This window comes from Tabrizicola sp. BL-A-41-H6 (assembly GCF_050632395.1).
Classification (GTDB): Bacteria; Pseudomonadota; Alphaproteobacteria; order Rhodobacterales; family Rhodobacteraceae; genus JAUYQR01.
This window is the reverse complement of sequence record NZ_CP192600.1, coordinates 1,275,174-1,298,411: the sequence shown is the minus strand read 5'-3', so window position 1 is coordinate 1,298,411 and position 23,238 is coordinate 1,275,174. Positions and strand designations below refer to the sequence as shown.

The 23,238-nt window shown below is 63.8% G+C and carries 22 protein-coding genes; 5 read left to right on the top strand and 17 right to left on the bottom strand.

Annotated features, from left to right (window positions below):
- Positions 1 to 45: 45 nt before the first annotated feature.
- From iolG to ACROUL_RS06445, 6 genes are all read right to left on the bottom strand, one after another.
- Positions 46 to 1,047 (bottom strand): inositol 2-dehydrogenase, encoded by a 1,002-nt coding sequence (gene iolG / locus ACROUL_RS06470; RefSeq protein ID WP_431298698.1) that lies wholly within the window; start codon positions 1,045 to 1,047, stop codon positions 46 to 48.
- An 83-nt stretch (positions 1,048 to 1,130) separates the two neighbouring features.
- Positions 1,131 to 1,901, bottom strand: a complete 771-nt coding sequence (locus ACROUL_RS06465) for an ATP-binding cassette domain-containing protein (protein WP_431298697.1) — start codon at positions 1,899 to 1,901, stop codon at positions 1,131 to 1,133.
- Complete coding sequence (locus ACROUL_RS06460) at positions 1,901 to 2,971, bottom strand: ABC transporter permease (protein WP_431298696.1); 1,071 nt, start codon at positions 2,969 to 2,971, stop codon at positions 1,901 to 1,903. Before ACROUL_RS06460 ends, ACROUL_RS06465 begins: the two co-directional genes overlap by 1 nt.
- A gap of 72 nt (positions 2,972 to 3,043) precedes the next feature.
- Positions 3,044 to 3,985, bottom strand: a complete 942-nt coding sequence (locus ACROUL_RS06455; RefSeq protein ID WP_431298695.1) for a substrate-binding domain-containing protein — start codon at positions 3,983 to 3,985, stop codon at positions 3,044 to 3,046.
- Between the two features lie 212 nt (positions 3,986 to 4,197).
- Positions 4,198 to 5,004 carry a TIM barrel protein gene (locus tag ACROUL_RS06450; RefSeq protein WP_431298694.1) on the bottom strand — a complete coding sequence of 269 codons (807 nt, stop codon included), beginning with the start codon at positions 5,002 to 5,004 and terminating at the stop codon, positions 4,198 to 4,200.
- Positions 5,005 to 5,132: 128 nt separating this feature from the next.
- Positions 5,133 to 6,164 (bottom strand): LacI family DNA-binding transcriptional regulator, encoded by a 1,032-nt coding sequence (locus ACROUL_RS06445; protein ID WP_431298693.1) that lies wholly within the window; start codon positions 6,162 to 6,164, stop codon positions 5,133 to 5,135.
- A gap of 173 nt (positions 6,165 to 6,337) precedes the next feature.
- Between ACROUL_RS06445 and ACROUL_RS06440 the strand changes: the two genes are divergently transcribed.
- The 3 genes from ACROUL_RS06440 to ACROUL_RS06430 are packed head-to-tail and all read left to right on the top strand — an operon-like array spanning position 6,338 to position 8,585.
- Positions 6,338 to 7,450 (top strand): fatty acid desaturase family protein, encoded by a 1,113-nt coding sequence (locus ACROUL_RS06440; protein ID WP_431298692.1) that lies wholly within the window; start codon positions 6,338 to 6,340, stop codon positions 7,448 to 7,450.
- Between the two features lie 8 nt (positions 7,451 to 7,458).
- Positions 7,459 to 7,770, top strand: coding sequence for a MocE family 2Fe-2S type ferredoxin (locus ACROUL_RS06435; protein WP_431298691.1), 312 nt, complete (start codon positions 7,459 to 7,461; stop codon positions 7,768 to 7,770).
- Positions 7,771 to 7,787: 17 nt separating this feature from the next.
- The gene (locus ACROUL_RS06430; RefSeq protein WP_431298690.1) at positions 7,788 to 8,585 is read left to right on the top strand and encodes a 3-methyl-2-oxobutanoate hydroxymethyltransferase; all 798 of its coding nucleotides are present in this window, start codon (positions 7,788 to 7,790) and stop codon (positions 8,583 to 8,585) included.
- Positions 8,586 to 8,592: 7 nt separating this feature from the next.
- On the opposite strand, the gene ACROUL_RS06425 is transcribed toward ACROUL_RS06430, so the two are convergent.
- From ACROUL_RS06425 to ACROUL_RS06415, 3 genes are read right to left on the bottom strand one after another with little or no spacing between them, the layout of a single operon-like run.
- A complete protein-coding gene (locus tag ACROUL_RS06425) occupies positions 8,593 to 9,939 on the bottom strand; it encodes an ATP-binding protein (protein ID WP_431298689.1) in 1,347 nt (448 codons plus the stop codon).
- Positions 9,939 to 10,598 carry a response regulator transcription factor gene (locus ACROUL_RS06420; protein WP_431298688.1) on the bottom strand — a complete coding sequence of 220 codons (660 nt, stop codon included), beginning with the start codon at positions 10,596 to 10,598 and terminating at the stop codon, positions 9,939 to 9,941. Before ACROUL_RS06420 ends, ACROUL_RS06425 begins: the two co-directional genes overlap by 1 nt.
- Positions 10,599 to 10,639: 41 nt before the next feature.
- Positions 10,640 to 11,194, bottom strand: a complete 555-nt coding sequence (locus tag ACROUL_RS06415; RefSeq protein WP_431298687.1) for a PepSY domain-containing protein — start codon at positions 11,192 to 11,194, stop codon at positions 10,640 to 10,642.
- A 186-nt stretch (positions 11,195 to 11,380) separates the two neighbouring features.
- Between ACROUL_RS06415 and ACROUL_RS06410 the strand changes: the two genes are divergently transcribed.
- Positions 11,381 to 12,238 (top strand): hypothetical protein, encoded by an 858-nt coding sequence (locus ACROUL_RS06410; RefSeq protein WP_431298686.1) that lies wholly within the window; start codon positions 11,381 to 11,383, stop codon positions 12,236 to 12,238.
- A gap of 132 nt (positions 12,239 to 12,370) precedes the next feature.
- On the opposite strand, the gene ACROUL_RS06405 is transcribed toward ACROUL_RS06410, so the two are convergent.
- From ACROUL_RS06405 to chvE, 8 genes are all read right to left on the bottom strand, one after another.
- A complete protein-coding gene (locus tag ACROUL_RS06405; protein WP_431298685.1) occupies positions 12,371 to 12,559 on the bottom strand; it encodes a hypothetical protein in 189 nt (62 codons plus the stop codon).
- A gap of 183 nt (positions 12,560 to 12,742) precedes the next feature.
- A complete protein-coding gene (locus ACROUL_RS06400) occupies positions 12,743 to 14,503 on the bottom strand; it encodes an ABC transporter ATP-binding protein (RefSeq protein WP_431298684.1) in 1,761 nt (586 codons plus the stop codon).
- Positions 14,504 to 14,753: 250 nt separating this feature from the next.
- Positions 14,754 to 15,785 (bottom strand): aldose epimerase family protein, encoded by a 1,032-nt coding sequence (locus tag ACROUL_RS06395; protein ID WP_431298683.1) that lies wholly within the window; start codon positions 15,783 to 15,785, stop codon positions 14,754 to 14,756.
- Between the two features lie 17 nt (positions 15,786 to 15,802).
- Positions 15,803 to 17,311 (bottom strand): aldehyde dehydrogenase (NADP(+)), encoded by a 1,509-nt coding sequence (locus tag ACROUL_RS06390; RefSeq protein WP_431298682.1) that lies wholly within the window; start codon positions 17,309 to 17,311, stop codon positions 15,803 to 15,805.
- Positions 17,312 to 17,331: 20 nt separating this feature from the next.
- A complete protein-coding gene (gene araD1 / locus ACROUL_RS06385) occupies positions 17,332 to 18,300 on the bottom strand; it encodes an AraD1 family protein (RefSeq protein WP_431298681.1) in 969 nt (322 codons plus the stop codon).
- Between the two features lie 8 nt (positions 18,301 to 18,308).
- A complete protein-coding gene (gene mmsB / locus ACROUL_RS06380) occupies positions 18,309 to 19,481 on the bottom strand; it encodes a multiple monosaccharide ABC transporter permease (protein ID WP_431298680.1) in 1,173 nt (390 codons plus the stop codon).
- On the bottom strand, positions 19,481 to 21,010 hold the full coding sequence (mmsA, locus tag ACROUL_RS06375) for a multiple monosaccharide ABC transporter ATP-binding protein (RefSeq protein ID WP_431298679.1): 1,530 nt from the start codon (positions 21,008 to 21,010) through the stop codon (positions 19,481 to 19,483). The genes mmsB and mmsA overlap by 1 nt, the downstream gene beginning before the upstream one ends.
- Positions 21,011 to 21,074: 64 nt before the next feature.
- The gene (chvE, locus tag ACROUL_RS06370; protein ID WP_431298678.1) at positions 21,075 to 22,145 is read right to left on the bottom strand and encodes a multiple monosaccharide ABC transporter substrate-binding protein; all 1,071 of its coding nucleotides are present in this window, start codon (positions 22,143 to 22,145) and stop codon (positions 21,075 to 21,077) included.
- Positions 22,146 to 22,282: 137 nt separating this feature from the next.
- Between chvE and ACROUL_RS06365 the strand changes: the two genes are divergently transcribed.
- On the top strand, positions 22,283 to 23,215 hold the full coding sequence (locus ACROUL_RS06365) for a LysR family transcriptional regulator (protein WP_431298677.1): 933 nt from the start codon (positions 22,283 to 22,285) through the stop codon (positions 23,213 to 23,215).
- Positions 23,216 to 23,238 lie beyond the last annotated feature (23 nt).

Genomic DNA, 23,238 nt, shown 5'->3' with positions numbered 1-23,238 from the left:
GGCCGCCCGAATGGGCGGCCGTTTTGTTTTGGTGAAGCGATTGCCTCAGAGGATTTCCGACACCTTCACCGAGCGCCCTTCGGCAACCGATTTCAGCGCGGCTTCGGCCAGCGCAAGCGCCATCAAACCGTCATGGCCGGTCGTCGGCGTCTCGGTCTTGTTCTGCACGGCGGCGATGAAGCCGGCGATTTCGTTGGCGTAGGCTGCGATGTAGCGGGTCATGAAGAAGTTCAGAAGCGGCGAGTCGTGGAAGCCCGCCTTGTCGGCAAAGGTGATCCGGTTTTCGCCGTGGTTCTGCGCGGCCACCATGCCGGTGGAGCCCAGCACCTCGATCCGCTGGTCGTAGCCATAGGCGGCGCGGCGGCTGTTGGTGATGATCGCCTGACGGCCCGACTTGGTGCGCAGGATGACGTTGACGCTGTCGTAATCGCCAAGTTCACCGATCTTCGCGTCGGTCAGCACCGAGGCGGCGGCCCACACGGTTTCAACCTCTTCGCCCAAAAGCCAGCGGGCCATGTCGAAATCATGGATCGTCATGTCGCGGAAGATGCCGCCCGAGCGGGTGATGTAATCGTGCGGCGGCGCGCCGGGATCGCGGCTGGTGATCGTCACCATCTCGACCTTGCCGATCTTGCCCGCATCAATCGCGGCTTTCACGGCCATGAAGTCGGGGTCGAAGCGGCGGTTGAAGCCGACCATCAGGGTGCCTTTGGCAGCAGCGACGGCCTTGATGCAATCCTTCACGCGTTGCAGCGAAAGATCGACCGGCTTTTCGCAGAACACGGCCTTTCCGGCCTTGGTGAAGCGTTCGATCAGGTCGGCGTGGGTGTCGGTGGGGGTGCAGATCACCACGGCGTCCACGTCCTTGGAGCCGAGGATCGTGTCGATGGTGCGGATGTCGCAGCCATAGGTTGCCTTCACGCTTTCCGCCGCCGCAGCGACCGGGTCGGCGATGGCGACCAGTTTGGCACCGGGGGTGCCGGCGACGGCGCGGGCGTGGACCTGGCCGATGCGTCCGGCCCCGAGGATGGCGAAGTTCAGCGTCATGTCTGGTTCCTTGTTTCGGGTCAGCGCCCGAGGTGTTCTGGTCAAAGTCGATAAGGGTTCGACGCGGGGAGGTCCACCCCGTGTCAGGCTGCGCCCTGATAGTCGGCGCCAGTCTTGGCCCCGGTGATGTAGGCCACCACGTCTTCGCCGCTGGTTTCCTCTTTCCGGAGGTTGGCGACGATGCGGCCACGGCGGAAGACGACGATCCGGTCCGCGAGGTCAAATACCTGCCGCATGTTGTGGCTGATGAGGATCAGGGGCTCTCCCGCCTCTTTCAGGGTGCGGATGATGTTTTCGACCTGTGCGGTTTCCTGCACGCCAAGGGCGGCTGTCGGTTCATCCATGATGACGAGCTTGGATTTGAACGCCGCCGTCCGCGCGATGGCAACGCATTGGCGCTGCCCGCCCGACATGTTGCGAATGGTGTTCATCAGGTTCGGAATCTTGACCCCGGTTTTCACCAGGGCCGCCATCGCAGCCTCTTTCATCGCCCGCTTGTCGAGGATGGAAAACGGGCCGAGGTTGAAGCGGATCTTCTCGCGGCCAAGGAACAGGTTTGACGGCACGTCGAGGTCATCGGCCAGGGCAAGGGTCTGGAACACGGTTTCGATCCCGGCCTCGCGTGCTTCGATCGGGCTTTGGAAGGTGTGTTCCACCCCGTCGAAGACGATCTTGCCATCGGTTGGCTTTTCGACGCCGGTGATCTGGCGCACGAAGGTGGATTTGCCCGCCCCGTTGTCGCCCATGATCGCCACATGCTCGCCGCGGGTCAGGGCAAAGTCGGCACCGGTCAGGGCGTGGACGCCGCCGTAATGCTTGGTCAGCCCGCGTGTCTCGAGGATGAAATCGGTCATCAGCCGCGCCCCTTCTTGGTTTGCCGCCACTGGTCAAGGACCACGGCGCCGACGATGATCACGCCTTTCACCATCTCTTGGTAGTAGGCGTCGAGTTTGAGGAAGGTGAAGCCGGAGATGATGACACCGAAGATAAGCGCACCAAGGCAGGTACCGATGATCGACCCGCGCCCGCCTTGCAGGGAAACGCCGCCGATCACGGCCATGGCGATGGCGTCCAGTTCGTACATCACGCCCATGCCGGCTTGAGCCGTCAGGTTCTTCGACGACAGGACCACGGCGGCCAGTGCGGCCAAGGCGCCGGCAATGGTGTAGACCAGCACCTTGTGGCCCGCGACGTTGATCCCCGACATGCGAGCGGCGGCTTCGTTCGAGCCGATGGCATAGCAATGCTTGCCGTATTTCGTCTGCGTCATGATGAGGTGGAAGAGGACCGCGAGCACAACGAAGATCACGACGGGCATCATGCCCTGGCCGATGGCGGCGTAGCTGTCGGTCGGGAACGAGATCGGGTTGCCCTTGGACCACCACTTCGCCGCCCCGCGCGCCGTGACCATCATGCCAAGCGTGGCGATGAAGGGCGGGATCTTGGTGTAGGCGATCAGAAGGCCGTTCACGAGGCCCGCGAACAGCCCGCAGCCGAGGCCGACGATCAGGGGGACAAGGACGGGAAGGTCCATCCACTCCGGCCCGAAGATCGCTTTGGGGTTGGGGTTGCCGTTGACCATCGCAACCTGCGCGAAGCTCATCGTCACCATAGCCGTCAGGCCGACGACCGAGCCGGAGGAAAGGTCGATGCCGCCGGTGATGATGACCTGCGTGACGCCAAGCGCGATGATCCCGACGATGGCGACTTGCAGGATGATGATCTGGAGTCGCTGCTCGTTGAACAGCGTGTCGACGTTGTCGCGGGTGTTGAACAGAAAGCTGTCGCCGATGAACAACCGGCCAAGAACCTCGAAGGCGACGATGATCAGGATCAGCGCGGCCAGCACGTTCAGTTCTGGAGCGCGTGTCCGTTTCTTCGGGTCGAAGGTCAGGCCGCCGATCCCATTCGAGGTGTTCGCCATGTTGGTCTCCTTGCGGCCTGAGCGCAGAAGGGGCGGCACCTTGGCGCCGCCCCTTCCGGTGTAAGCGATGGATCAGTTCTTCGACAGGTAGTTGTCGATGTTGGCCGGGGTCACCAGTTCGAACGGAACGTAGACCTTCTGTTCGACCGCTTCGCCCGCCGCCAGCTTGACCGCTGCATCAAGCGCGCCGCCGCCTTGGGCCGCTGCGTTCTGGAACACGGTGATGTCAAGTTCGCCCGCCTGCATCGATGCCAGCGCGTCCTGCGTCGCGTCGACGCCCGACACGATCACCGAAGCCATGTCGATCCCGGCGGCCTTCATCGCCTGGATCGCGCCCAGCGCCATTTCGTCGTTGTTGGCCAGCACGCCGTCAAAGGCGGTTCCGGTCGACAGCCAGTTGGTCATCAGGTTCTGCGCTTCGTCACGGCTCCAGTTCGCGGTCTGCTGGTCGATCACGTTGACCTTGACGGCGCATTTGCCTGCTTCGATCACGTCGTAGTAGTTCTGCGTGCGCTGCACGGCAGCCTGGTTCGACAGCTGGCCCTGCATGACATAGACGTTCACCTCATCCTTGCCGGCGGCCTTCCACTGGTTGCACTGCTCGATGAAACCCTGGCTGGACGAGTCTACTTCGTTCGAGGCGACGAACGCCTGATTGTCGGGCAGCGTGTCGACGTTGATCGGCTGGCGGTTCACGTAGACCAGCGGCACGTTGGCGGCGGCGGCGGCGTCGGACATCGCTTGCGTGGCCGAGGTGTCGACCGGGTTCACGATGATCGCGTCGACGCCCGAAGCGATGAAGTTGTTGATCTGGTCCAACTGCTTGGCCACGTCATCCTGTGCGTCTTCGATCTGCACCGACAGGCCAGCCGCATCGGCCTGTGCCTGGATGCCGTTGCGCAGCACGGTCAGGAAGTTGTCGTCGAACCGCGCCATCGACACGCCAATGCCATCGGCCATCGCTGTGGTGGTCATCAATGCCGCAAAACCGGCGGCGATCAGGGTCTTTTTCATGGTACTCCTCCCAGAGTTTTTTCTGCCATCGGGCAGGTCAGGTCTACGTTTACTACGTCGAGTTCGACTTTATCGCAATGATTTTTGCGCACGTTTAACTTTCGCAAAAACTGAACGATTCACTTCATCAGCCACTTTTTGAGGCTGATCCACTTGTTTTGCGCGGTCAACAGATTTTTGCAACCGGTTGCAAAATCGAACCGCGGCATGTGTCACGCCACAGCCGCGGCAAGATGGGACATGCTGGTGCGCAGGGCGCTGGCTGGGTCAGCCAGATCATGCACCGACGGAGCAAAACACTCGAACGACACCGGGCCGGCGTAACCTGCAGCCTGCAAGGCGCGGATCTGGTCTGCGTTGCCCAGCACATCACCGCCATCGACCAGCACGCGGTGCGCGTCGGTCATCTGGCCGGTCGAGAGGCCCTTATCCACAACGCCGGATATGTGAACGATGCCGGTGTGGGCCGGATAGATCGGCCCGCCGCCAGCAAGCGTGTGGTGGAACGTGTCATGCACCAGCTTGAAACGGCCGGTCGCGTTCAGCGCCTCGATCGCATCGACCGCTTCGGATTTGTAGCGCAGGGCGCAAATCTCGAAGCCGAGGGGTTCGACCATGCCGACCAGATCGTGGTCTTCCAGCATTGGTTTCAGCGCCTTCAGAGCCACCCTGAGCGCGGCCTGACGTTCGCCGTTGCCGGTGCCAAGGTTGTCGTTGCGCGGGATCAGGCTGACCGCTTCGGCACCGGCGGCCTTCGCGATCTGCATCAGGGCCAGCGCCTCGGCGGCCTTGGCGTCGGACCATTCGTTGAACCGCTTGACCTCGGCCACCGCAAGAAGGCGCAGCTTGCGCGACCGCGCCAGATCACCGGCAGCTTGCGGCGACATTCCGTCGAACAGCGGTTGCGGCAGGTCGTTGCGAACCTCGATCCCGACGCAGCCAAGGCTGGCCGCCAGATCGACAAGAGCCACATAGGACAGCTTCGCCACGGTCATGTGGTTCAGTGCAAACGAAATCATAGGCATGGCCCCCCTGGCCGGTATTGGTTGCGCCGGACCGTGGGCCGAGTCGCCCGTTCGCGTCAATGGCGGGGGCTGCGGTTTTCGTCAGGGCTGACGACAAATTCGCCCACCGTGATGTTTTTTCGTCAGACAGATTCGGGTAGGTAAAGGTCGGGTTGCAGGAAATGCTGGCCCGAAACCGATGGCACCCCGTTCTGCACCGCATCCGCCGCAAGGCCGATCAGATCGGCGCACAACCGCTGCAAGGGCGTGGCGATTACCATCGTCACCTCATGCGAGATCAGCGCAGACCGGCTTTCAGGGGTCAGTTCGTTGACGATCAGCGCCACCTCGCCGGCGCTGCGCACCTCGCGCAGCGCGGCAATCGCCCCCTCCATCCCGCCACCGGCGCAATAGATGCCGCGCAGGTCGGGATGGCGGCCCAGAAGATCCAGCGTGGCCTCGTAGGTCAGTTGGCGGGTTTCAAGGTTCACCAGCGTGTCCAGCACGTGAAACTGCGGCGCGTATTCGCGAAAGTAGCTGCGGAACCCGGTTTCCCGCAATTCATGGCCGTGCCAGCGATAGCCGCCAACGAAAACCGCAATCTTCCCCGGTTGGTTCGCACATTGCGAGATCATGTGCGCGGCAATCCTGCCGACCTTCAAGTTATTGAGACCAAGGTAGTTTTGCCGAACACCCTGGGCGAAATCGTTCAAGAGGGCAAAGCAGGGTATGCCGCGCGCGTTCATCCGCACGACGGCATCGGTGACTTCAGGGTGGGTCACGGCGGTTGCGGCCACCGCATCCACCCGGCCCGCCATTGCGTCGATCAGACTGGCGAAATCACCCGGCGACTGCGAGGCCGCAAATTCCACCTTCACCGACACCCGCATGCCTGCGGCCGCCGCGGCCGACCGTTCAAGCTCGGATTTGAACTGCTGGTAGAACGACTGACGCTCCTTGTGCAGCACGACGCCCAGCCTGAGGCGTGGCATGTCGGCCTGCACCCGCTGGCCGATCAACGGCGCCGCGTGGTAGCCCACGGCCCGCGCCGCATCATAGACACGGCGCGCGGTTTCCTCGCGCACCCGTTCGCGCCCGTTCAGCACGCGGTCCACGGTGGCAGGCGACAGGCCCGCCTCGCGTGCAACATCATGGATCGTGGGGCGACGGCTCATGCTGACCTCTGTTTGACGAGTTTTCGTCTTTTGAGGAACCCCTCTTGATGCCTTCTGACGAAATTTGCAAGGTTTCCCGTTTCCAGATCCGACGCTTGGGTCTATTCCCCTTTGGACGCAGCTTGCGCCCTTGGGGCAAGGGCGGCAGCACCAGATGCAGCGGAGGGAACGGCATGGCAAAGCGGGACTACAGTCTTCAGGGGCCCGACGCACGGCGCGCGGTCGAGACCGGTCTTGCGGCTGCCGAATGGTATCACACCGAGGTGCCGCGCAAGGTGATGAAGGACCTGATGCAAAGACGTGATGCCCCCGCGATCCGCGACACGGTGATCCTTTATGGCGCGATGATCCTCTTTGCCGGACTTGGCATCGCGCTTTGGCCAAGCCTGTGGTCGGCACCCTTCTGGCTGGCCTACGGCGTGCTTTACGGCAGCGCCTCGGATTCGCGCTGGCATGAATGTGGCCACGGCACAGCGTTCAAGACCAAATGGATGAACGACGTGGTCTACCAGATCGCGTCCTTCATGATCATGCGAAACGCGGCGACCTGGCGGTGGAGCCATGCGCGCCACCACACCGACACCTACATCGTCGGTCGCGACCCGGAAATCGCGGTGATGCGGCCGCCGGAGCTGGCGAAGGTGATCCTGAACTTCTTCGGCATCATTGATGTGATCAGGTTCTTCCCGAACCTGGTCTACAACGCGGCCTTCGGCCCGAATGTCGATGAGCGGACCTTCGCGCCGCAAAGCGAATGGGGCCGCGTGCGGCGCGTGGCGATCGTGCATCTGGCAATCTATGTGGCGACCATCGCGCTGGCCGTCTGGATGCAGTCGATCCTGCCCCTGATGGTGATCGGCCTGCCGCGCATCTATGGTGCGTGGCACCATGTGATGACCGGGCTTTTGCAGCATGGGGGGCTGGCGGACAACGTCATCGACCACCGATTGAACAGTCGCACCGTCTTGATGAACCCGATCAGCCGCTTCATCTATTGGAACATGAACTACCACGTCGAACACCACATGTTCCCGATGGTGCCCTATCACGCCCTGCCCCGCCTGCACGAAGCCATCAAGCACGACCTGCCCGCGCCGAACCGGTCGATCATCGAAGGCTTCCGCGAGATGTGGCCCGCGTTCCGCCGCCAGTTGGCCTATGAGGATTTCTTTCTGAAGCGCAGCCTGCCGCCGACTGCCAAGCCCTACCGCGAGGAGCTGCATCAGACATCGCCCGGCACGCCGATCACCGCCAGCGCCCCCGTCAACGCCGTTCCAGCCGAATGAGGACCTGAATGCCCTGGATCAACGCCTGTTCCACCGATGACATCGACGAAGAGGATCTGATCCGCTTCGACCACGGCTCGCAAACCTTTGCGATCTACCATTCGCCGGAGGGGGACTTCTTTGCCACCGCCGGGCGCTGCACGCATGAGGATGTACACCTTTGCGACGGACTGGTGATGGGCCACCTGATCGAATGCCCAAAGCACAACGGCCAGTTCGATTACCGCACCGGCGAGGCCAAGCGCGCGCCGGTCTGCGTCAACCTGAAGACCTATCCGGTCAAGGTCGAGGCTGGCCGCGTCTTCATCGACATCGCCTGACCGAAGGGGACCCACAGATGCGTACCCGCAGGATGACCGTCGCCGATCTGCGCGCGGCCAAGGGGCACCGCGCCCTGACCATGCTTTACGTCGAAACGCCGGACGAAGCGGCGGCGGCGGCAGCGGCGGGGGTAGATATCCTGTCGATCATCGCCCCGGTCTGGACCGACACGATGCGCGAGGCGGCGGGTGATTGCTTTGTGCAGGTGGGGCTGCTGTATGGCGGCCCGATCTCGACCGATGATTACCTGCGCGCGGGTTTCGCCGCGCTGAAGACCGGGGGCGATGCATTCTATTGCAGCGCCGCACTGGAAACCGTGCGCCGGATGGCGGCGGAAGGGCTGCCCGTCGTGGGCCATGTCGGTCTTGTGCCGCACAAGGCCACATGGACCGGCGGCTTCAAGGCGGTTGGCAAGACCGCGGCAAGCGCCCTGTCGGTCTGGCGCGCGATGGAGGAGCTGGAGGCGGCGGGCGCTGTCGCGGTGGAGTTGGAGGTGGTGCCGGCACGCATCGGCGCCGAACTGAGCCGGCGGTCGTCGCTGGTGACGTTGGGCATGGGTGCGGGCAGCGGCACCGACGCGCAATACCTTTTTGCCGAAGACGTGCTTGGCTGCACGCGCGGCCACCGCCCGCGCCATGCCAAGACCTACCGCAACTTCGCCGCCGAATACGAACGCCTGCAACAGGAACGCATCGACGCTTTCGGTGAATTCGTGGCCGATGTGAAGGCGGGTCGCTACCCCGGCCCGGAACATGACGTTGCGGTGGACGAGACCGAGTTTGCCGCCTTCATCGCCGGGCTTGATCCGGTCTGACGAGGGGTCAGCCCGTCACCACCAGCCGTGCGGGCAGCGTCACCCGCACCGCAAGCCCGCCGAGCTGGGATGAGGTATCCAGTTCAAGCGAAGCGCCGTAAGCGCGCAACAGGTCGATCGCGATGGCCAGCCCCAGCCCGGTGCCGGGCTTTGAAGTATCAAGCCGCCCACCCGACCGCAGCGCCTCGGCGCGGTCGGCCTCGGGGATGCCGGGTCCGTCATCCTCGATCCGGATTTCGACCGTATCGCCCACCCGCCGCGCCGAAAGCGCGATTGCCCGGACGCACCATTTCAAGGCGTTATCCAGCACATTACCGATCACCTCTTCGATGTCCTGCGCATCGACCCGGATGGTCAGGTCCGGGTCGCAAGCGGTGGTCAGCGCCTTGCCATCACGCGCGGCCATTGCGCTGAACAGCCGCGAAAACCGGTTGATCGAATGGCTGAGGTCGGTGCGTGCCGCCGTGGATTCGCCGGTGTTCGACATCCTGATCCGCGCCAGAGAGCGGCCAAGCTGGGCGTCCAGCCGGTCAAGCGCATCCAGCGCCTTGTCGACCTTGGCCCGCTTTTCCCTGAGCGCCATCAACTCGTTGCGCAGGATCGCGCTTGGCGTCTTCAGCGCGTGGGCCAGATCGGCAGCCTGCCGCCGCGCCCGACCGACGATGTCGCGGTTGCGTTCCAGAAGCGAGTTTATGTCGGTGACAAGGGGCGCCACTTCCTCGGGATAATCCGCCTCGCTGAGGGCTTCGTCGCGTTCCCAGCGGTGCGCCACATCCTCGCGCAGCTTTTCCAGCGGGCGCAGGATCGCGGCCGTCTGGGCCAGCACGCTGACCAGACCCATCCCCGCCACCAGCGCAAAGGCAAGAAGCAGGCTACGCCGCATCTCTTCGCGTTCGGCATTGAGGCCTGCCCGGCTTTGCCCCACCGCAACAGTCCAGACGCTGCCATCTTCAAGCGTGATGATCTGGTAGGCCGCGCGCAAGGTCTCGTGTTCAGGGCCGACGACGTTGCCGATCAGCAGCCGGTTCGACAGATCGACCGGCCTTGGCAAAGTGCTCTCGAACAACGAGGCGGAGCTGTAGATCTGCCCGTTCTGCCCCGTCACCTGCCAGTATTTGCCGGAATAGGGCGTCTGGTATTCGGGATCGAAGATCAGCTCGCCCAGACGCGCCGGATCGTCGCCGACATTGTTCAGCGCGGCCACGATGCGAGTGTGGTGTTCGGTGAGCGTCGCGTCGAACCGCTCCAGCACCTTCAGGTTCAGGTAGGAATAGAGCAGGAACATGCCGGCCATCATCGCGACCAGCGCCGACAGGCTGCCGCTTATCCACGCTCTTTTGCGCAGCGACAGCATCAGCCCTGATCGATCATGTATCCGCGCCCGCGCATGGTCTGGATGAGATCCGGCCCCAGCTTTTTCCGCAAACGGTTGATGAACACCGCGATCGTGTTTGAATCTCGGTCACCGTCGTATTCGTAGATATGCTCTGACAGTTCGGTGCGCGAAATCAGCCGCCCGGTGTTGTGCATGAGGTAGGACAGCACCGCCACCTCCTGCGCCGTCAGGTCGACCGGAACGCCGTGTACCGTGGCGCGGCCGGTGCGCGTGTCGAACACCACGCCGTTCTTTTCAACCAGCGGGTTGGTGCGCCCGGAACTGCGCCGCAGCGTCGCGCGCACCCGGGCGGCAAGTTCGGGCAGGTGGAAGGGCTTGGTCATGTAGTCATCGGCCCCGGCATCCAGCCCATCGACGCGGTCAGACCAGCCGTCGCGTGCCGTCAGGATGAGTACGGGCGTCGCGATCCCCTTGGCCCGCCATTCCTTCAGCACCGACGTGCCGTCACGCAACGGCAGGCCAATGTCGAGGATGATCATGTCATAAGGTTCGGTGGACCCAAGAAAGCAGGCTTCCTGACCGTCGCGTGCGATGTCGACAACCCTGCCTTCCGCGACGAGGAGGCGCTTGATCTGGTCGCACAGGACCGGTTCGTCTTCTGCAAGCAATATTCTCATTCGACCGAGACTATACGCGAACTTGGCAACAATTAAGGTGGTTAATTCTTGCCGTTGCCATTGCCGCCACCGTTGCCATTGCCGCCGCCGTTGCCGCCACCACCGTTGCCGCCACCACCGCCATTGCCGCCACCGTTGCCGTTTCCACCACCGTTGTTGTTGCCGTTGCCGCCAGCATTTCCGCCGCCGTTGCCGCCGCCCTTGCTGCCTGCGTTGGCCGCAGAAGCGGGCTTGCCTTGGCCATTGGCCTTGCCTGCCCCGGACTTGGCCGCAGAGGTGACCATCCGGCCAATTTCGGAGTTCTTCGTGACTTGCTCGCCAGTTCTTGCATTGATGATCACGCTGACCAGCGACCCGTCGCTTTTCTTCAGCACGATCCTGTAGAAGATATCATCGCCTGCGAAGGCCCGCGCCTCGATCGGCTGGCCGCCGCTTGCCTTGGCGACCCTGTCGATCACGCGCTTCATGCTGATCGCATCGCCCGCATTGACGATGCTGCGCAGTTCCGCGGCCGCGACCTCGCGCACGGTCGACCCAAACGCCGGCGCCGAAAAGGCCAGGCTTGCCAGAAGCAGGAGGACCGCAGGGTGTTTCATGCAACTTTTCTATCAAGCGCGACGTGAACTGGCGATGAACAATCGGTTCGCTGCAGGTTTAACCGGGCTGTTGTCTAAGCGTTGCACAGACCTGCGACTCGGCGGCTGCAACTTGCACATGTCGACGCAGGAAGTGAAACAACCGTAGGTGCCGAAAGGTTCCTGCAGAACGCGCAGAGGCAGACCATGATGATTTCGACCAAACAGATCCTGAAAGCCTGTTCCTTGACGATCGCCCTTCTAGGGTCGGCCGCCATAGTGACCACCGTGTCGATGCCCGACGCAGCCTATGCCAAGAACGGCAATGGCAATGGTGGGGGCAATGGTAACGGCGGCGGGAATGGTAACGGCGGCGGGAATGGCAACGGTGGCGGCGGTTCCAGCGCAAAGTCCGAAAGCAGTTCCAAGAAATCCGGGGGCGGCTCCGAGGCCAAGTCGACGGCGAAAAGCGAAAAGTCCTCGGCCAAGAAGTCGAAGAAGAAGGACCTCGCGTCCGAGCTTGGCGTCAGCGCGTCTGACCTTGGCGCGCTGAACGCGGCCCACGCCAATCCCAACGCGCTGAAGAACGCGTCGCCCAATTCGCGCGTCGGCCGGATCGCGGCCTATCGCGACTCGGTCCTTGCTGGGCAAGCGATTCAGGAAGAGCTGGACACCAAGGCTGCGGAACTGGCGGCTCTGCCGGAACCGACCCGCACGGTCGAGGAAATCGACAGCGAACTGGCAGCGCTTGATACCACGATCTCGACCAAGACCACCGAGATCGCCGACCTGACCGAGCAGCTTGGCGGCGCCAACGACGCCGACATTCAGGAGCAGATCGACACCCTGACCGGCGAAATCGAAACCGCTGAAGCGGACAAGGCTGCGCTGGAAGGCGAGCGTTCGGATACGGTCGCCTACGACACCCTGTCCGGCGAGGTTGCCGATCTGGAACAGCAGGTCGCCGATCAGCCCGCGGTCGAGCGTTCGCTTCTGGAGGCAGCGGCCAACAAGCCGGTGACCGACGAAGTGGAAGCCGCAGTCAAGAAACTGCTTGGTCTCTGACCAGCATTCAGGACTGCAAGAACTGCACCGGATGTCCCCTTCCGGTGCAGTTTTTTTGCGGTCCGGAGGCAGATGAAATGAAAAAGGCCACCCAGTTCCGGGTGGCCTTGCGTTTTGAAACGAATGTGCCGATCAGGCGGCGATGGTGCGCGATGCGATCCGGTCGAGGGCGACCACCACGTCTTCGACAGGCGGGAAGCGACTGAATTGCCCGGCAAAAAGCGCAAGACCTGCCGTTGCCGCCTTCGGTGACCGTGGTTCTTTTGGCCAGAGGTCCGCTGTCAGATAGAGACGATCATGATCATTCGTCGATCGCAGCATGTTCAGCCCCCTTCCCCCGGTCGAACCCGCCTGAATTCTGGCAAAATTCCGACTCACCACGCCTTTATCCTGCAACAATGTTGTTTAACCAGCCGCGAACCCGCTGTTCACGTTGCGTTTAAGTTCACGCCAACGAGCGGCCCTGCAAGGGTCATCTGGTCCAGCGTGCAAAGGGGGCCATTCTCATTCAGCCCCGGCAAGCTCCATCCCGGTGGAGAATTGCCGTTCGTAAAGATCGCGGAACTTGCCGCCCTTGGCCATCAGGTCGGTGAACCGACCGGATTCCACCAGCTTGCCGTTTTCCAGATAGCAGATCAGGTCGGCGCGCAGGACGGTCGACAGACGGTGCGCGACGACCACAGTGGTCACGCCTTGCGTCACGCGCAGCAGGGCGTCGCGCACCAGTTCTTCGGAATGGGTGTCGAGAGCACTCGTCGCCTCGTCCAGAAGCAGGATTTCCGGCCGTCGCAACACCGCACGCGCAATCGCCAACCGCTGCCTTTGGCCGCCCGAGAGGAACAGCCCGTTCTGGCCGATGGTGGTGTCATAGCCCTTGGGAAGGGCTGCGATGAATTCATCGGCATGGGCCACCCGCGCGGCCTCGATGATTTCGGCATCGTCCGCCTCGGGCCGGACCAGCCGCAGGTTTTCGCGCACCGTGCCGGAAAACAGGAACGTGTCCTGTCCGACGTAGGACATCTTGCGACGCAGTGCTGCAAAGCGCACCTGACGCAGGTCGGCCCCGTCAATCACGATGCGGCCTTCGTCCGGGTCGTAAAGCCGCAACAGAAGGTTCAGAACCGTCGACTTGCCGCTGCCCGACGGCCCGACCAGCGCGGTGGTCCCACCCTGCGGCAGATCGAGGGTCAGCCCTTCGATTACCCGACGTCCGCCGCCATAGCCGAAGCTGACGTTTTCGATCTTGATGATTCCCGGCCCCACCGGCAGATCGACCGGATCGGCGGCCTCTGTCATGCCGCGCGGGCGGTCGATCAGGTCATACATCATCCGCACCCCAACCATGCCACCTTCTATGACGACCCGCATCCGCGACAGCCGCTTTGCCGGCTCGTAGGCCATCAGAAAGGCGGTGACGAACGACATCAATTGCCCCGGCGTGCCGGCAGCGTGGCCAAAGAAACTGACCGTGCTCAGCAGGACGATCGAACCGATCGCCACGCCGGCGATAGTGTCCATCAGCGGCGTCGTTGCCGCCTCCAGCCGGACCATCTTGTTGGCGCGCTTTTCCACCGAGCGAACCGCCGCATCCATCCGTTCGATCATCAGGCCTTCCAGTGCGAAGGCCTTGATCACCCGCGTGCCGGTCGAGGTTTCCTGCACCACGCGGAAGATTTCCGCGATGCCCGCCATCTCCTGCGACATCACCTCGCGCACCCGGGTCAGAATTCGCCGCACCCCCCAGATCGCCAAGGGGCCGATCACCAGACAGACCAGCGACAGGAACGGTTGCTGCCAGAACATCACCGCCACCAGACCGATCAGGGTCAGAAGATCGCGGACAAACCCGGTGACGATGGTATCGATCACGTTGCGGGCCATCTGCGCGCTTTGCGTGACGCGGACCAAAACATCCGACGATTCCGTGCGCGAAAAGAAGGCGACGTCCTGTTGCAGCAGTTTGCGGTAAAGTTCGGCCTGCTTCTGCGCCACGATCCGGTTGCCGGCCCGCGCCATCAGTACCATCTGGGCATAGGACGCAAGACCGCGCACGATGAAGATGCCCGCCACAGCGCCCGCCACGACGATGACCATTCCGCGCTGTTCGGGGTTGGTCATCGTGTCGACGATCGCGCCCATGATCCATGCGGTGGCCGCGGTCGTGACAGCGACGACGACCATTGCAAGGATCGCCACGAAATAGCGCCCGCTGTGTTCCGGCAGGTTTTCCAGCAGCAGCCGGCCAAGCAGGCTGGTCTCCGACAAGTGCCGAATCTTCCCTGCCAGGCGGGCCTTCAGAAAGCTGATCATTGTCCGGCTGGTTGCCTCTGGTAATGCGACACGCGGGCCGCGTGGAACGGGTGACCTCAAAGACGGAATCCGAGGTCCGCCGGTTCAAGTCGGGCATGCCGGGAACCATACCGCACGGCTCGGTCAAATGCCAAAGCCGTTTCCTAAGGAGCAGCCTTTCGGAAAGCAAGCGTGCAGGCTGGGTGACCGGCTTTTGTGGCGCGTTTCAGCGCGGCGCTGGGCAAAAGTCGAACCGCATGACGTGGCGGTAGGTTTCGCCCGGTGCCAGACGGGCAGAGGGGAAATGCGGGTTATTCGGCGAATCGGGAAAGCGCTGGGTCTCGACCGCGAACCCGGCAAACCGCGCGTAACGCTGGCCGGCCTTGCCGGGCGTGGCGTCAAAATGCGCGCCGGTGTAAAGCTGCACACCGGGCTCCGTGGTCGACATCGTGATCCGCCGTCCCGACACCGGGTCCAGCGCCTGCAGGCAGGGGCGCAGGCCGTCGGCAGCGACCGGGGCCGACAGGCAGAGGTTGTGGTCGAACCCGCCCGGACCGGGCAACAGCGCGCCGATCGGGCGCAGCGCGCGAAAATCGAACGCGGTGCCGGTGACTGGGCGCACTTCGCCGGTCGGGATCAGGCGGTCGTCGACCGGGAGGTAGAACCCGGCACAGACGGACAGAAGCTGCCCCATCACGTCGCCCGCACCCTGCCCCGCAAGGTTGAAGTAAGCGTGGTTGACCATGTTGATGACGGTCGCCGTGTTAGTCTTGGCTGTCATCTCGATCACGAGGCCACCAGCCGCGTCGATCCGGTAGGTCGTTCGCATCGTGACCGCGCCGGGATAGCCCATTTCGCCGTCGGGCGACGCTGCGGCAAAGGTGACGTGCTGAGCGGAGTGGCTGTCGATGGTCCAGAGCTTACGGTCAAAGCCGTCGCGCCCACCGTGCAGGTGCTGGTTGCCTTCGTTCTGGTCAACCTTGATCGCGCGGCCATCCAGCACAAACCGGCCGTCGGCAATGCGGTTGGAATAGCGCCCGCAGGTGGCGCCAAGATATCCGCCCTGGGTGCGCCAATCCTGCAAATCATCATGCCCCAGCACGATATCGGCAAGGCTGCCGTCGCGGTCGGGCACCCAAAGCTCGGCAAGCCGCGCGCCGTATGTCAGCAGCACGACGCGCAGGCCACCGGGGCCGAACAGCGTCGCGGCTTTGATATCGCGGCCGTCGATCTGCCCGATGATCGTCACGTCAGCCATCTGCGGCCCCTTGTGCGCTAATCCGCCCAGTCTTCCGGAAGCAGGGCCGCCGGCATGTTCTGATAGGCGACGGGCCGCACCCAGCGGCGGATCGACAGGGTTCCAACCGAGGTGGCGCCGAAGTTGGTCGAGGCCGGGTAAGGGCCGCCGTGCACCTGCGCGTCAACCACCTCAACCCCGGTCGGAAAGCCGTTGGCCAGCACCCGGCCCGCCTTGCGCTCCAGGATCGGCACAAGAGCGCGGGCCAGATCAAGGTCAGCGTCATCAAGGTGCAGCGTGCAGGTCAACTGGCCCTGCAGGCTGCGGGCGATGTCCTGCAACTCGGCTGCGTGGCGCACCCGGACGATCAGGCCTAGCGGGCCGAACACCTCGTCCGAAAGGCTGTGGTCGGCCAGCCAGTCGGACCCCGCCACTTCGAACAGGTAGGGTGTGGCGTTGCGATGGTCACAGGTCGTGGTCAGAAGCGCGCGCACCCCGCTGCCAGCGGCAACCCGGTCGCGCCCGGCACGGAAGGCTTCGGCAATCCCGTCGGTCAGCATGGTCTGAGGGCCAACACCCGCGACCGCCGTCTTGGCGGTATCCACAAAGGCATCCGCCTCGGGGCCGTCGATCACCACCGCGATCCCGGGGTTGGTACAGAACTGCCCCGCGCCAAGCGTAAGCGAGGCGGCCCAGCCTTTGGCGATGGCGTCGCCCCGTGCGGCAATGGCGGCGGGCAGCAGGAACATCGGGTTGACCGACCCGAGTTCGCCAAAGAACGGGATCGGTTCTGGCCGTGCGGCGCACAAATTGAAAAGCGCGCGCCCCCCAGCAAGCGAGCCGGTAAATCCTACCGCCTTTATCAGCGGATGCTGGACCAGTGCCTCGCCTACGTCGCGCTTGCCGCCCTGCACCAGGCTGAAGGTGCCCGCAGGCATCCCACAGGCCCTGATCGCAGCGTCGATCGCTTGCGCCACGATCTCGCCGGTTCCGGGGTGGGCTGAATGCCCCTTCACCACCACCGGACAGCCCGCCGCCAGCGCCGACGCGGTGTCGCCGCCCGCAACCGAGAACGCCAGCGGAAAGTTGGATGCGCCGAACACGGCGACCGGGCCGATAGGCCGCTGGATCAGCTTCAGGTCCGGGCGCGGCGCGGGTTGGCGGTCCGGAATGGCCGCGTCATGGCGGCGGTCAAGCCAGCCGTCCTTCAGGATATGCGCGGCGAAGAGGCGAAGCTGGCCGGTGGTGCGCCCCCGCTCCCCCTCCAACCGTGCGACCGGAAGGCCGGTTTCCTGGGTGCCGATTTCGGTGATCTCGGCCCCTCGCGCGTCGATCTCATCGGCGATGCGGGTCAGGAACGCGGCGCGATCGGCCCGCGCCGTCGCCGCATAGACCGGAAAGGCCGCCTCTGCCGCCTCACACGCGGCGGCGACATGCGCGGGCGTGCCGACCGAAAAGTCATGCGACGGCCCATGCGCGGGCGACGAGGCGAATGTCGGAGTATTACCGACCCATTCGCCGGCGATCAGGTGTTTTCCGGTCAGCATGTTGGCCTCGAATTCGGTGGTCAAAGTGGCAGGACTGAGGTCGCGCCTTCGGTCTTGGGGGCAAACGACAGCGGGTTGCGCAGCGGTTGGCCGAAGGCGGGGGCCTCGATCTCGAACACATCGCCGGGTTCGGTCTTGATCCCGTCGGCGTAGGACAGTGTGGCTGTGCCGAAGAAATGCACATGCAGATCGCCCGGCTGGCAGAAGATGCCGTACTTGAAATGGTGATGTTCAAGGTTGGCCAGCGTGTGCGACATGTTCGCCTCGCCGCTGAGGAACGGCTTTTCCCACAGCGTCTTGCCACCGCGCAGGATGCGGCTGGTGCCGCGCACATCATTAGGCAAGTCGCCCACGAGGATTTCCGGGCCGTAAGACGCGACGCGCAGCTTGGAATGGGCCAGCCACAGGTAGTTCACCCGTTCGGTGACATGGTCGGAAAACTCGTTGCCCAAGGCCCAGCCGATCCGGTAGGGCGCGCCGTTCGGGCCGATCAGGTAGACGCCCGCAACCTCCGGCTCTTCGCCGCCATCCTCGGCAAAGCCGGGGGCTTCCAGCGCGGCACCGGGGGCGACGGCGGCATGGCCGTTGCCCTTGTAGAACCACTCTGGCTGGGCGCCGACCTCGCCCTTGGCGGGACGCCCGGCTTCCAGCCCCATGCGGAACATCTTCATGCTGTCGGTCAGCGTCTCGGCCCCTTCCAGCTTTGCGTGCATCGCATCGCGGGCCGAGGCCGAGCCAAGGTGTGTCAGCCCCGTGCCCGTCAGGTGCAGGTGCGCCGGATCGGGGTGGCTGACCGGCAATTCGAAGGTGGCGCGGGTCAGGTCCACCACGTCGCCCAGACCCCGGCGCGCCACTTCTTCCGCCAGCCCATGCCCCGCCGCAATCGCCGCCGTGGCCAGTTCGTAGACCGACGCCGTGCGTTGCACCCGCCGCGCCTCGGCCCCCGTCCGAGCCACGACGCCCGCGCCCTTGACAGTGGATAAATGCATGTCCTGCCTCACTTGTTCTTGTTGTAGACGTCGAAGATCACGGCGGCCAGCAGCACCAGCCCCTTGATCATCTGCTGGTAGTCGATGCCGACGCCAAGGATCGACATGCCCATGTTCATCACGCCCATGATCAAGGCACCGATCACCACGCCGACGATCTTGCCCGACCCGCCTGCCATCGCGGCCCCGCCGATGAACACGGCGGCAATGGCGTCAAGTTCGAACCCGGTGCCGGCCTTCGGCGTGGCCGAATTCAGGCGCGCGGTCACCATCATGCCGGCCAGCGCCGCAAGGACGCCCATGTTGACAAAGCAGAAGAACACCAGCCGTTCGGTGCGGACGCCCGACAGCTTGGCCGCCTTTTCATTGCCGCCGGTGGCGTAGATGCGCCGCCCCTGAACGGTGTTTTCGGTGAAGAACGCATAAAGGACGATCAGCACCGTCAGCACGATCAGCACGTTCGGCAGCCCCCGGAACGAGGCAAGCTGGTAGCCCACAAACGCCGTCGCCGCCGCGATCACCGCCGTGCGGCCCCAGAAAAGGCCCGCCGGTTCCGGTGTCACGCCGAATTCGGCATCACGCGCCCGCGCCCGCACGCCGATCCAGATCACCGCGGCAATCGCCAGCGCCGTGATGATCAGCGTCAGCCCATGCGGCTTCATCAGCCCGGTCGGATCGGGGATGAACCCCGACGACATCGCCTGAAACGCCTTTGGAAAAGGCCCGATGTTCTGCCCGCCCAGCATCAGCATCGTGGCGCCGCGAAACACCATCATCCCCGCCAGCGTCACGATGAACGACGGGATGCGCCAGAACGCCACCCAATAGCCCTGCGCCGCCCCGATCGCCCCGCCAACGATCAGCGTCAGCACGATCACCACCGGCACCGGCAGGTCCAGATCCACCGTCAGCCACGCCGCCACAGCCCCGGTGAACGCCGCAACCGACCCCACCGACAGGTCGATATGCCCCGACACGATGATCAACAGCATCCCAAGCGCCAGGATGATGACATGTCCGTTCTGCAAGAAGATGTTGGTGATGTTCGGCGCCTGCAGGAACATCGGCTTGCCCTGAGCCGACACCAGGATCGAGAACAGGACCACGATGGCGACCAGCGCCAGAAGCATCCCGTTTTCGCGCAGGTGTCCCCCCAGTGCGCTTTGCTTTGGTTCCGACATTAGGCCACCCTCCCCACATCCTTGACGATCAGCGCCATGATCTTTTCCTGGCTTGCCTCGTCGCGCGACAGTTCGCCCACGATCCGGCCTTCGTTCATCACGTAGATCCGGTCGCACATCCCCAGAAGTTCCGGCATTTCCGAGCTGATCATCAGGATGCCGCGGCCCTGTTCGGCCAGTTCCTTCATGATCGTGTAGATCTCGAATTTCGCACCCACGTCGATGCCGCGCGTCGGTTCATCAAGGATCAGAAGGGCTGGGTCGGTGAACAGCCACTTCGACAGCACCACCTTCTGCTGGTTGCCGCCCGACAGGTTAACCACCTTCTGCTGCACGCCGGGCGTGCGGATCGCCAACTGCTTGCGGTAGCCTTCCGCCACCTGCGCCTCGCGGCGTTTGTCGAGGATCGAGCGCGTCGCAATGCCGGCAAGGTTGGCAAGGCTGATATTGCGCAGGATCGGTTCATCAAGGATCAGGCCCAGCGCCTTGCGGTCCTCGGTCACGTAGGAAATCCCCGCCGCAATCGCCTTTGACACGGTCGACACGTCCACCGGCCTGCCGTGCATCTTTACCGCGCCCTGATGGCCCTTCCCATAGCTGCGACCGAAGATCGACATCGCAAGCTCGGTGCGCCCGGTGCCCATCAGCCCGGCGATTCCGACGATCTCGCCCTTGCGGACGTTCAGCGAGACGTTCTTGATGATCTGCCGCCCGGCCTGTTCGGGGTGCCAGCAGGACCAGCCCTCTATCTCGAACAACACCTCTCCGGGGTGGCTTTCCCGTTCGGGGTAGCGGTGCGCCATGTCACGGCCCACCATGTCGCGGATGATCCGGTCTTCGGATATTTCGGCCTTCGTCAGCGTCGATACCGCCGCCCCATCCCGGATTACGGTGATCCGGTCGGCCACGCGGGAAATCTCGTTCAGCTTGTGGCTGATGATGATCTGCGTCACACCCTGCGCCTTCAATTCCAGCATCAGGTCCAGAAGGCGGTCAGCGTCGGCTTCCTGCAAGGCGGCGGTCGGTTCGTCAAGGATCAGCAGGCGCACGTTCTTCGACAGCGCTTTCGCGATCTCGATCAATTGCTGCTTGCCGACGCCCAGCTTGCCGACGACGGCGCTGGGGGGTTCGTTCAGGCCCACCCGGCGCAAAAGCTCGCCCGTTTTCTGAAACGCCAATGGCCACGAGATGACGCCGTTGGTCGCCACCTCGTTGCCCATGAACAGGTTCTCGGCGATCGACAACAGCGGGATCAGCGCAAGTTCCTGGTGAATGATGATGATGCCCTTCGCTTCGGAATCGCGGATGCCGCGATTGTGCAAAGGCTTGCCGTCGTAGATGATTTCGCCCTCGAAACTGCCGTGCGGGTAGACACCCGACAGCACCTTCATAAGCGTCGATTTGCCCGCGCCGTTTTCGCCGCAGATCGCGTGGATTTCCCCGGCTTCGACCGTAAGGCTGACCCGGTCAAGCGCTTTCACGCCCGGGAAGACCATCGAGATCTCCCGCATTTCCAGAAGTGTCGACATGTCCCCTCCCCGCAAGGGAACCTGCCTGCGCGATCAGAGCGCAGGCAGGCCCGTCAAGATCAGCTTACTTCAGCTGGTCTGCGGTATAGTAGCCCGAACCGACAAGGATTTCCTCGTAGTTCGACAGGTTCACCGACACCGGCTCCAGCAGATACGATGGCACGACCTTCACGCCGTTGTTGTAGGTTTCGGTGTCGTTGATTTCCGGCTCGCCGCCGGCAAGCACGGCGTCGACCATCTTCACGGTCACTTTCGCCAGTTCGCGGGTGTCCTTGAACACGGTCGAATACTGCTCGCCCGCGATCATCGACTTCACCGACGGGATTTCAGCGTCCTGCCCGGTGACGATCGGCATCTTCATGTCGCCAGACCCGTAGCCGACGCCCTTGAGCGACGAGATGATGCCGATGGAAAGCCCGTCATACGGCGACAGCGCGCCATGCAACTGCTTGTCGCCGTAGTTCGACGACAAAAGGTTGTCCATCCGCGCCTGCGCCACCGCGCCATCCCAGCGCAGCGTGCCGACCACGTCCATGCCCATCTGGCCCGACGGAATTGCGATGTCGCCCGCGTCGATCATCGGCTGCAGAACGCTCATCGCGCCGTCGTAGAAGAAGAACGCGTTGTTGTCGTCGGGCGAGCCGCCGAACAGTTCCACGTTCCACGGCTTAACGTCGCCGAACCGCTCCTTCAGGCCGGCAACCAGCGATTCCGCCTGCTGCACGCCCACTTTGAAGTTGTCGAAGGTCGCGTAATAATCGACCGAGCCGCTGTCGCGGATCAGGCGGTCATAGGCGATGATCTTGATGCCTTGCGCGGCGGCGTTGTCCAGCGCGTTCGACAGCGTGGTGCCGTCGATAGCCGCGATCACCAGCGCTTTCACGCCCGAGGTGATCATGTTCTCGATCTGGCTCAGCTGCGTCGGGATGTCGTCCTCGGCATACTGCAGGTCGACCGTATAGCCGGCCTCGGTGAATGCTTTCACCATCGACTCGCCGTCCGAAATCCAACGCGACGAGGATTTGGTCGGCATCGCGATACCGACGGCTCCCTTGTCCTGGGCGAATGCGGGCAGCGCCGACAGGGCGGCGGTCGTACCGGCAAGGGCGATAAGCCCGCGGCGGGTCAAATTCATCTGTTTCCTCCCGATGAAATCTGGTGTTCCGCACTGAGCACGCATTGACGTCCGGTGCTCACGTACGCGGCAGAGATTGCGTTGAAGACACATACCTGTCAAATGCCGGTTGTGGTTCAAGACATGACGGATATGCCATGAATACGACAGCCCAGCCCCTCGCCACGCTTCTGCGCCAGTTGAAGCCCGTCCAGTTGCGGCTGCTGGCCGAGCTGAACAACAGCCAGGCGCTTGGCGTCGCGGCGGCACGGGTCGGCATCGCGCAACCCGCCGCCTCGCGCCACATGGCCGAGATGGAGGCGCTTTTGGGTCTGGCGCTGCACGAACGGCAGGGGCGCGGCCTGACCCTGACCCCGGTTGGCGAGGCGCTGGCCCGGCGCGCCGCGCGCATCCAGATCGAACTGGCCGATGCCGCCCGCGACATCTCCGAAGCCGCCACCGGCCGGTCCGGCGTGGTGCGTGTGGGCGCGGTCACCGGCCCGGCGCTGAGCCTCGTGCTTCCTGCCCTGACCGAGTTCCAGCGGCTCTACCCGGAGTTTCGCGCTGAGGTCACCGTCGCCACATCGGTCCATCTGTGCGAACAGTTGCGCGCCGGTCATTTGGATTTCGCGCTCGCCCGTCTCAGCCTTGGCGAAACCCAGCTTGACGCCCACCGCATCGCCGGAGAGCCGCTGTCACTGGTGGTGCGGCGCGGCCATCCGCTGGTGGTGTTGCCGAACATCACCCTCGACGACCTTCTGCGCTACGAATGGGTGATGGGTGACGACGAGACGCTGCTGACCCAGACTGTGATGGCCCGGCTTGCAGACCTGCACGCGCCCGCACCATTGCGGCGCATTTCCACGTCGTCCTTCCTGTTCACCCTGGCGCTTCTGAACCAGACCGACGCCATCGCCCCCCTGGCCACGCCCGTCGCCACCAGCTTTTCCGGCAACCCCTCGGTGCCGTTCGTGACGCTGCCCCTCGACCTTGGCATGACGGTAGCACCCTTCAGCCTTGTCACGCGCATTGGCACCCGACTGACACCGTCAGCCCAACGGCTGGCCGACGCGATCCTTGGCATGGCCTGAAGGCCGGCGTCCTGGTCCGTGGC

What these genes read in the sequence shown, in the direction of transcription:
- ACROUL_RS06405 (WP_431298685.1), bottom strand. Translation starts at nt 12,559, where the DNA reads ATGCTGCGATCGACGAATGATCATGATCGTCTCTATCTGACAGCGGAC.
- ACROUL_RS06435 (WP_431298691.1), top strand. Translation starts at nt 7,459, where the DNA reads ATGCCCTGGATCAACGCCTGTTCCACCGATGACATCGACGAAGAGGAT.
- ACROUL_RS06395 (WP_431298683.1), bottom strand. Translation starts at nt 15,785, where the DNA reads ATGGCTGACGTGACGATCATCGGGCAGATCGACGGCCGCGATATCAAA.
- ACROUL_RS06450 (WP_431298694.1), bottom strand. Translation starts at nt 5,004, where the DNA reads ATGATTTCGTTTGCACTGAACCACATGACCGTGGCGAAGCTGTCCTAT.
- araD1 (WP_431298681.1), bottom strand. Translation starts at nt 18,300, where the DNA reads ATGCATTTATCCACTGTCAAGGGCGCGGGCGTCGTGGCTCGGACGGGG.
- mmsB (WP_431298680.1), bottom strand. Translation starts at nt 19,481, where the DNA reads ATGTCGGAACCAAAGCAAAGCGCACTGGGGGGACACCTGCGCGAAAAC.
- ACROUL_RS06465 (WP_431298697.1), bottom strand. Translation starts at nt 1,901, where the DNA reads ATGACCGATTTCATCCTCGAGACACGCGGGCTGACCAAGCATTACGGC.
- mmsA (WP_431298679.1), bottom strand. Translation starts at nt 21,010, where the DNA reads ATGTCGACACTTCTGGAAATGCGGGAGATCTCGATGGTCTTCCCGGGC.
- ACROUL_RS06430 (WP_431298690.1), top strand. Translation starts at nt 7,788, where the DNA reads ATGCGTACCCGCAGGATGACCGTCGCCGATCTGCGCGCGGCCAAGGGG.
- ACROUL_RS06410 (WP_431298686.1), top strand. Translation starts at nt 11,381, where the DNA reads ATGATGATTTCGACCAAACAGATCCTGAAAGCCTGTTCCTTGACGATC.
- ACROUL_RS06455 (WP_431298695.1), bottom strand. Translation starts at nt 3,985, where the DNA reads ATGAAAAAGACCCTGATCGCCGCCGGTTTTGCGGCATTGATGACCACC.
- chvE (WP_431298678.1), bottom strand. Translation starts at nt 22,145, where the DNA reads ATGAATTTGACCCGCCGCGGGCTTATCGCCCTTGCCGGTACGACCGCC.
- ACROUL_RS06420 (WP_431298688.1), bottom strand. Translation starts at nt 10,598, where the DNA reads ATGAGAATATTGCTTGCAGAAGACGAACCGGTCCTGTGCGACCAGATC.
- ACROUL_RS06390 (WP_431298682.1), bottom strand. Translation starts at nt 17,311, where the DNA reads ATGCTGACCGGAAAACACCTGATCGCCGGCGAATGGGTCGGTAATACT.
- ACROUL_RS06460 (WP_431298696.1), bottom strand. Translation starts at nt 2,971, where the DNA reads ATGGCGAACACCTCGAATGGGATCGGCGGCCTGACCTTCGACCCGAAG.
- ACROUL_RS06415 (WP_431298687.1), bottom strand. Translation starts at nt 11,194, where the DNA reads ATGAAACACCCTGCGGTCCTCCTGCTTCTGGCAAGCCTGGCCTTTTCG.
- ACROUL_RS06365 (WP_431298677.1), top strand. Translation starts at nt 22,283, where the DNA reads ATGAATACGACAGCCCAGCCCCTCGCCACGCTTCTGCGCCAGTTGAAG.
- ACROUL_RS06440 (WP_431298692.1), top strand. Translation starts at nt 6,338, where the DNA reads ATGGCAAAGCGGGACTACAGTCTTCAGGGGCCCGACGCACGGCGCGCG.
- ACROUL_RS06425 (WP_431298689.1), bottom strand. Translation starts at nt 9,939, where the DNA reads ATGCTGTCGCTGCGCAAAAGAGCGTGGATAAGCGGCAGCCTGTCGGCG.
- iolG (WP_431298698.1), bottom strand. Translation starts at nt 1,047, where the DNA reads ATGACGCTGAACTTCGCCATCCTCGGGGCCGGACGCATCGGCCAGGTC.
- ACROUL_RS06445 (WP_431298693.1), bottom strand. Translation starts at nt 6,164, where the DNA reads ATGAGCCGTCGCCCCACGATCCATGATGTTGCACGCGAGGCGGGCCTG.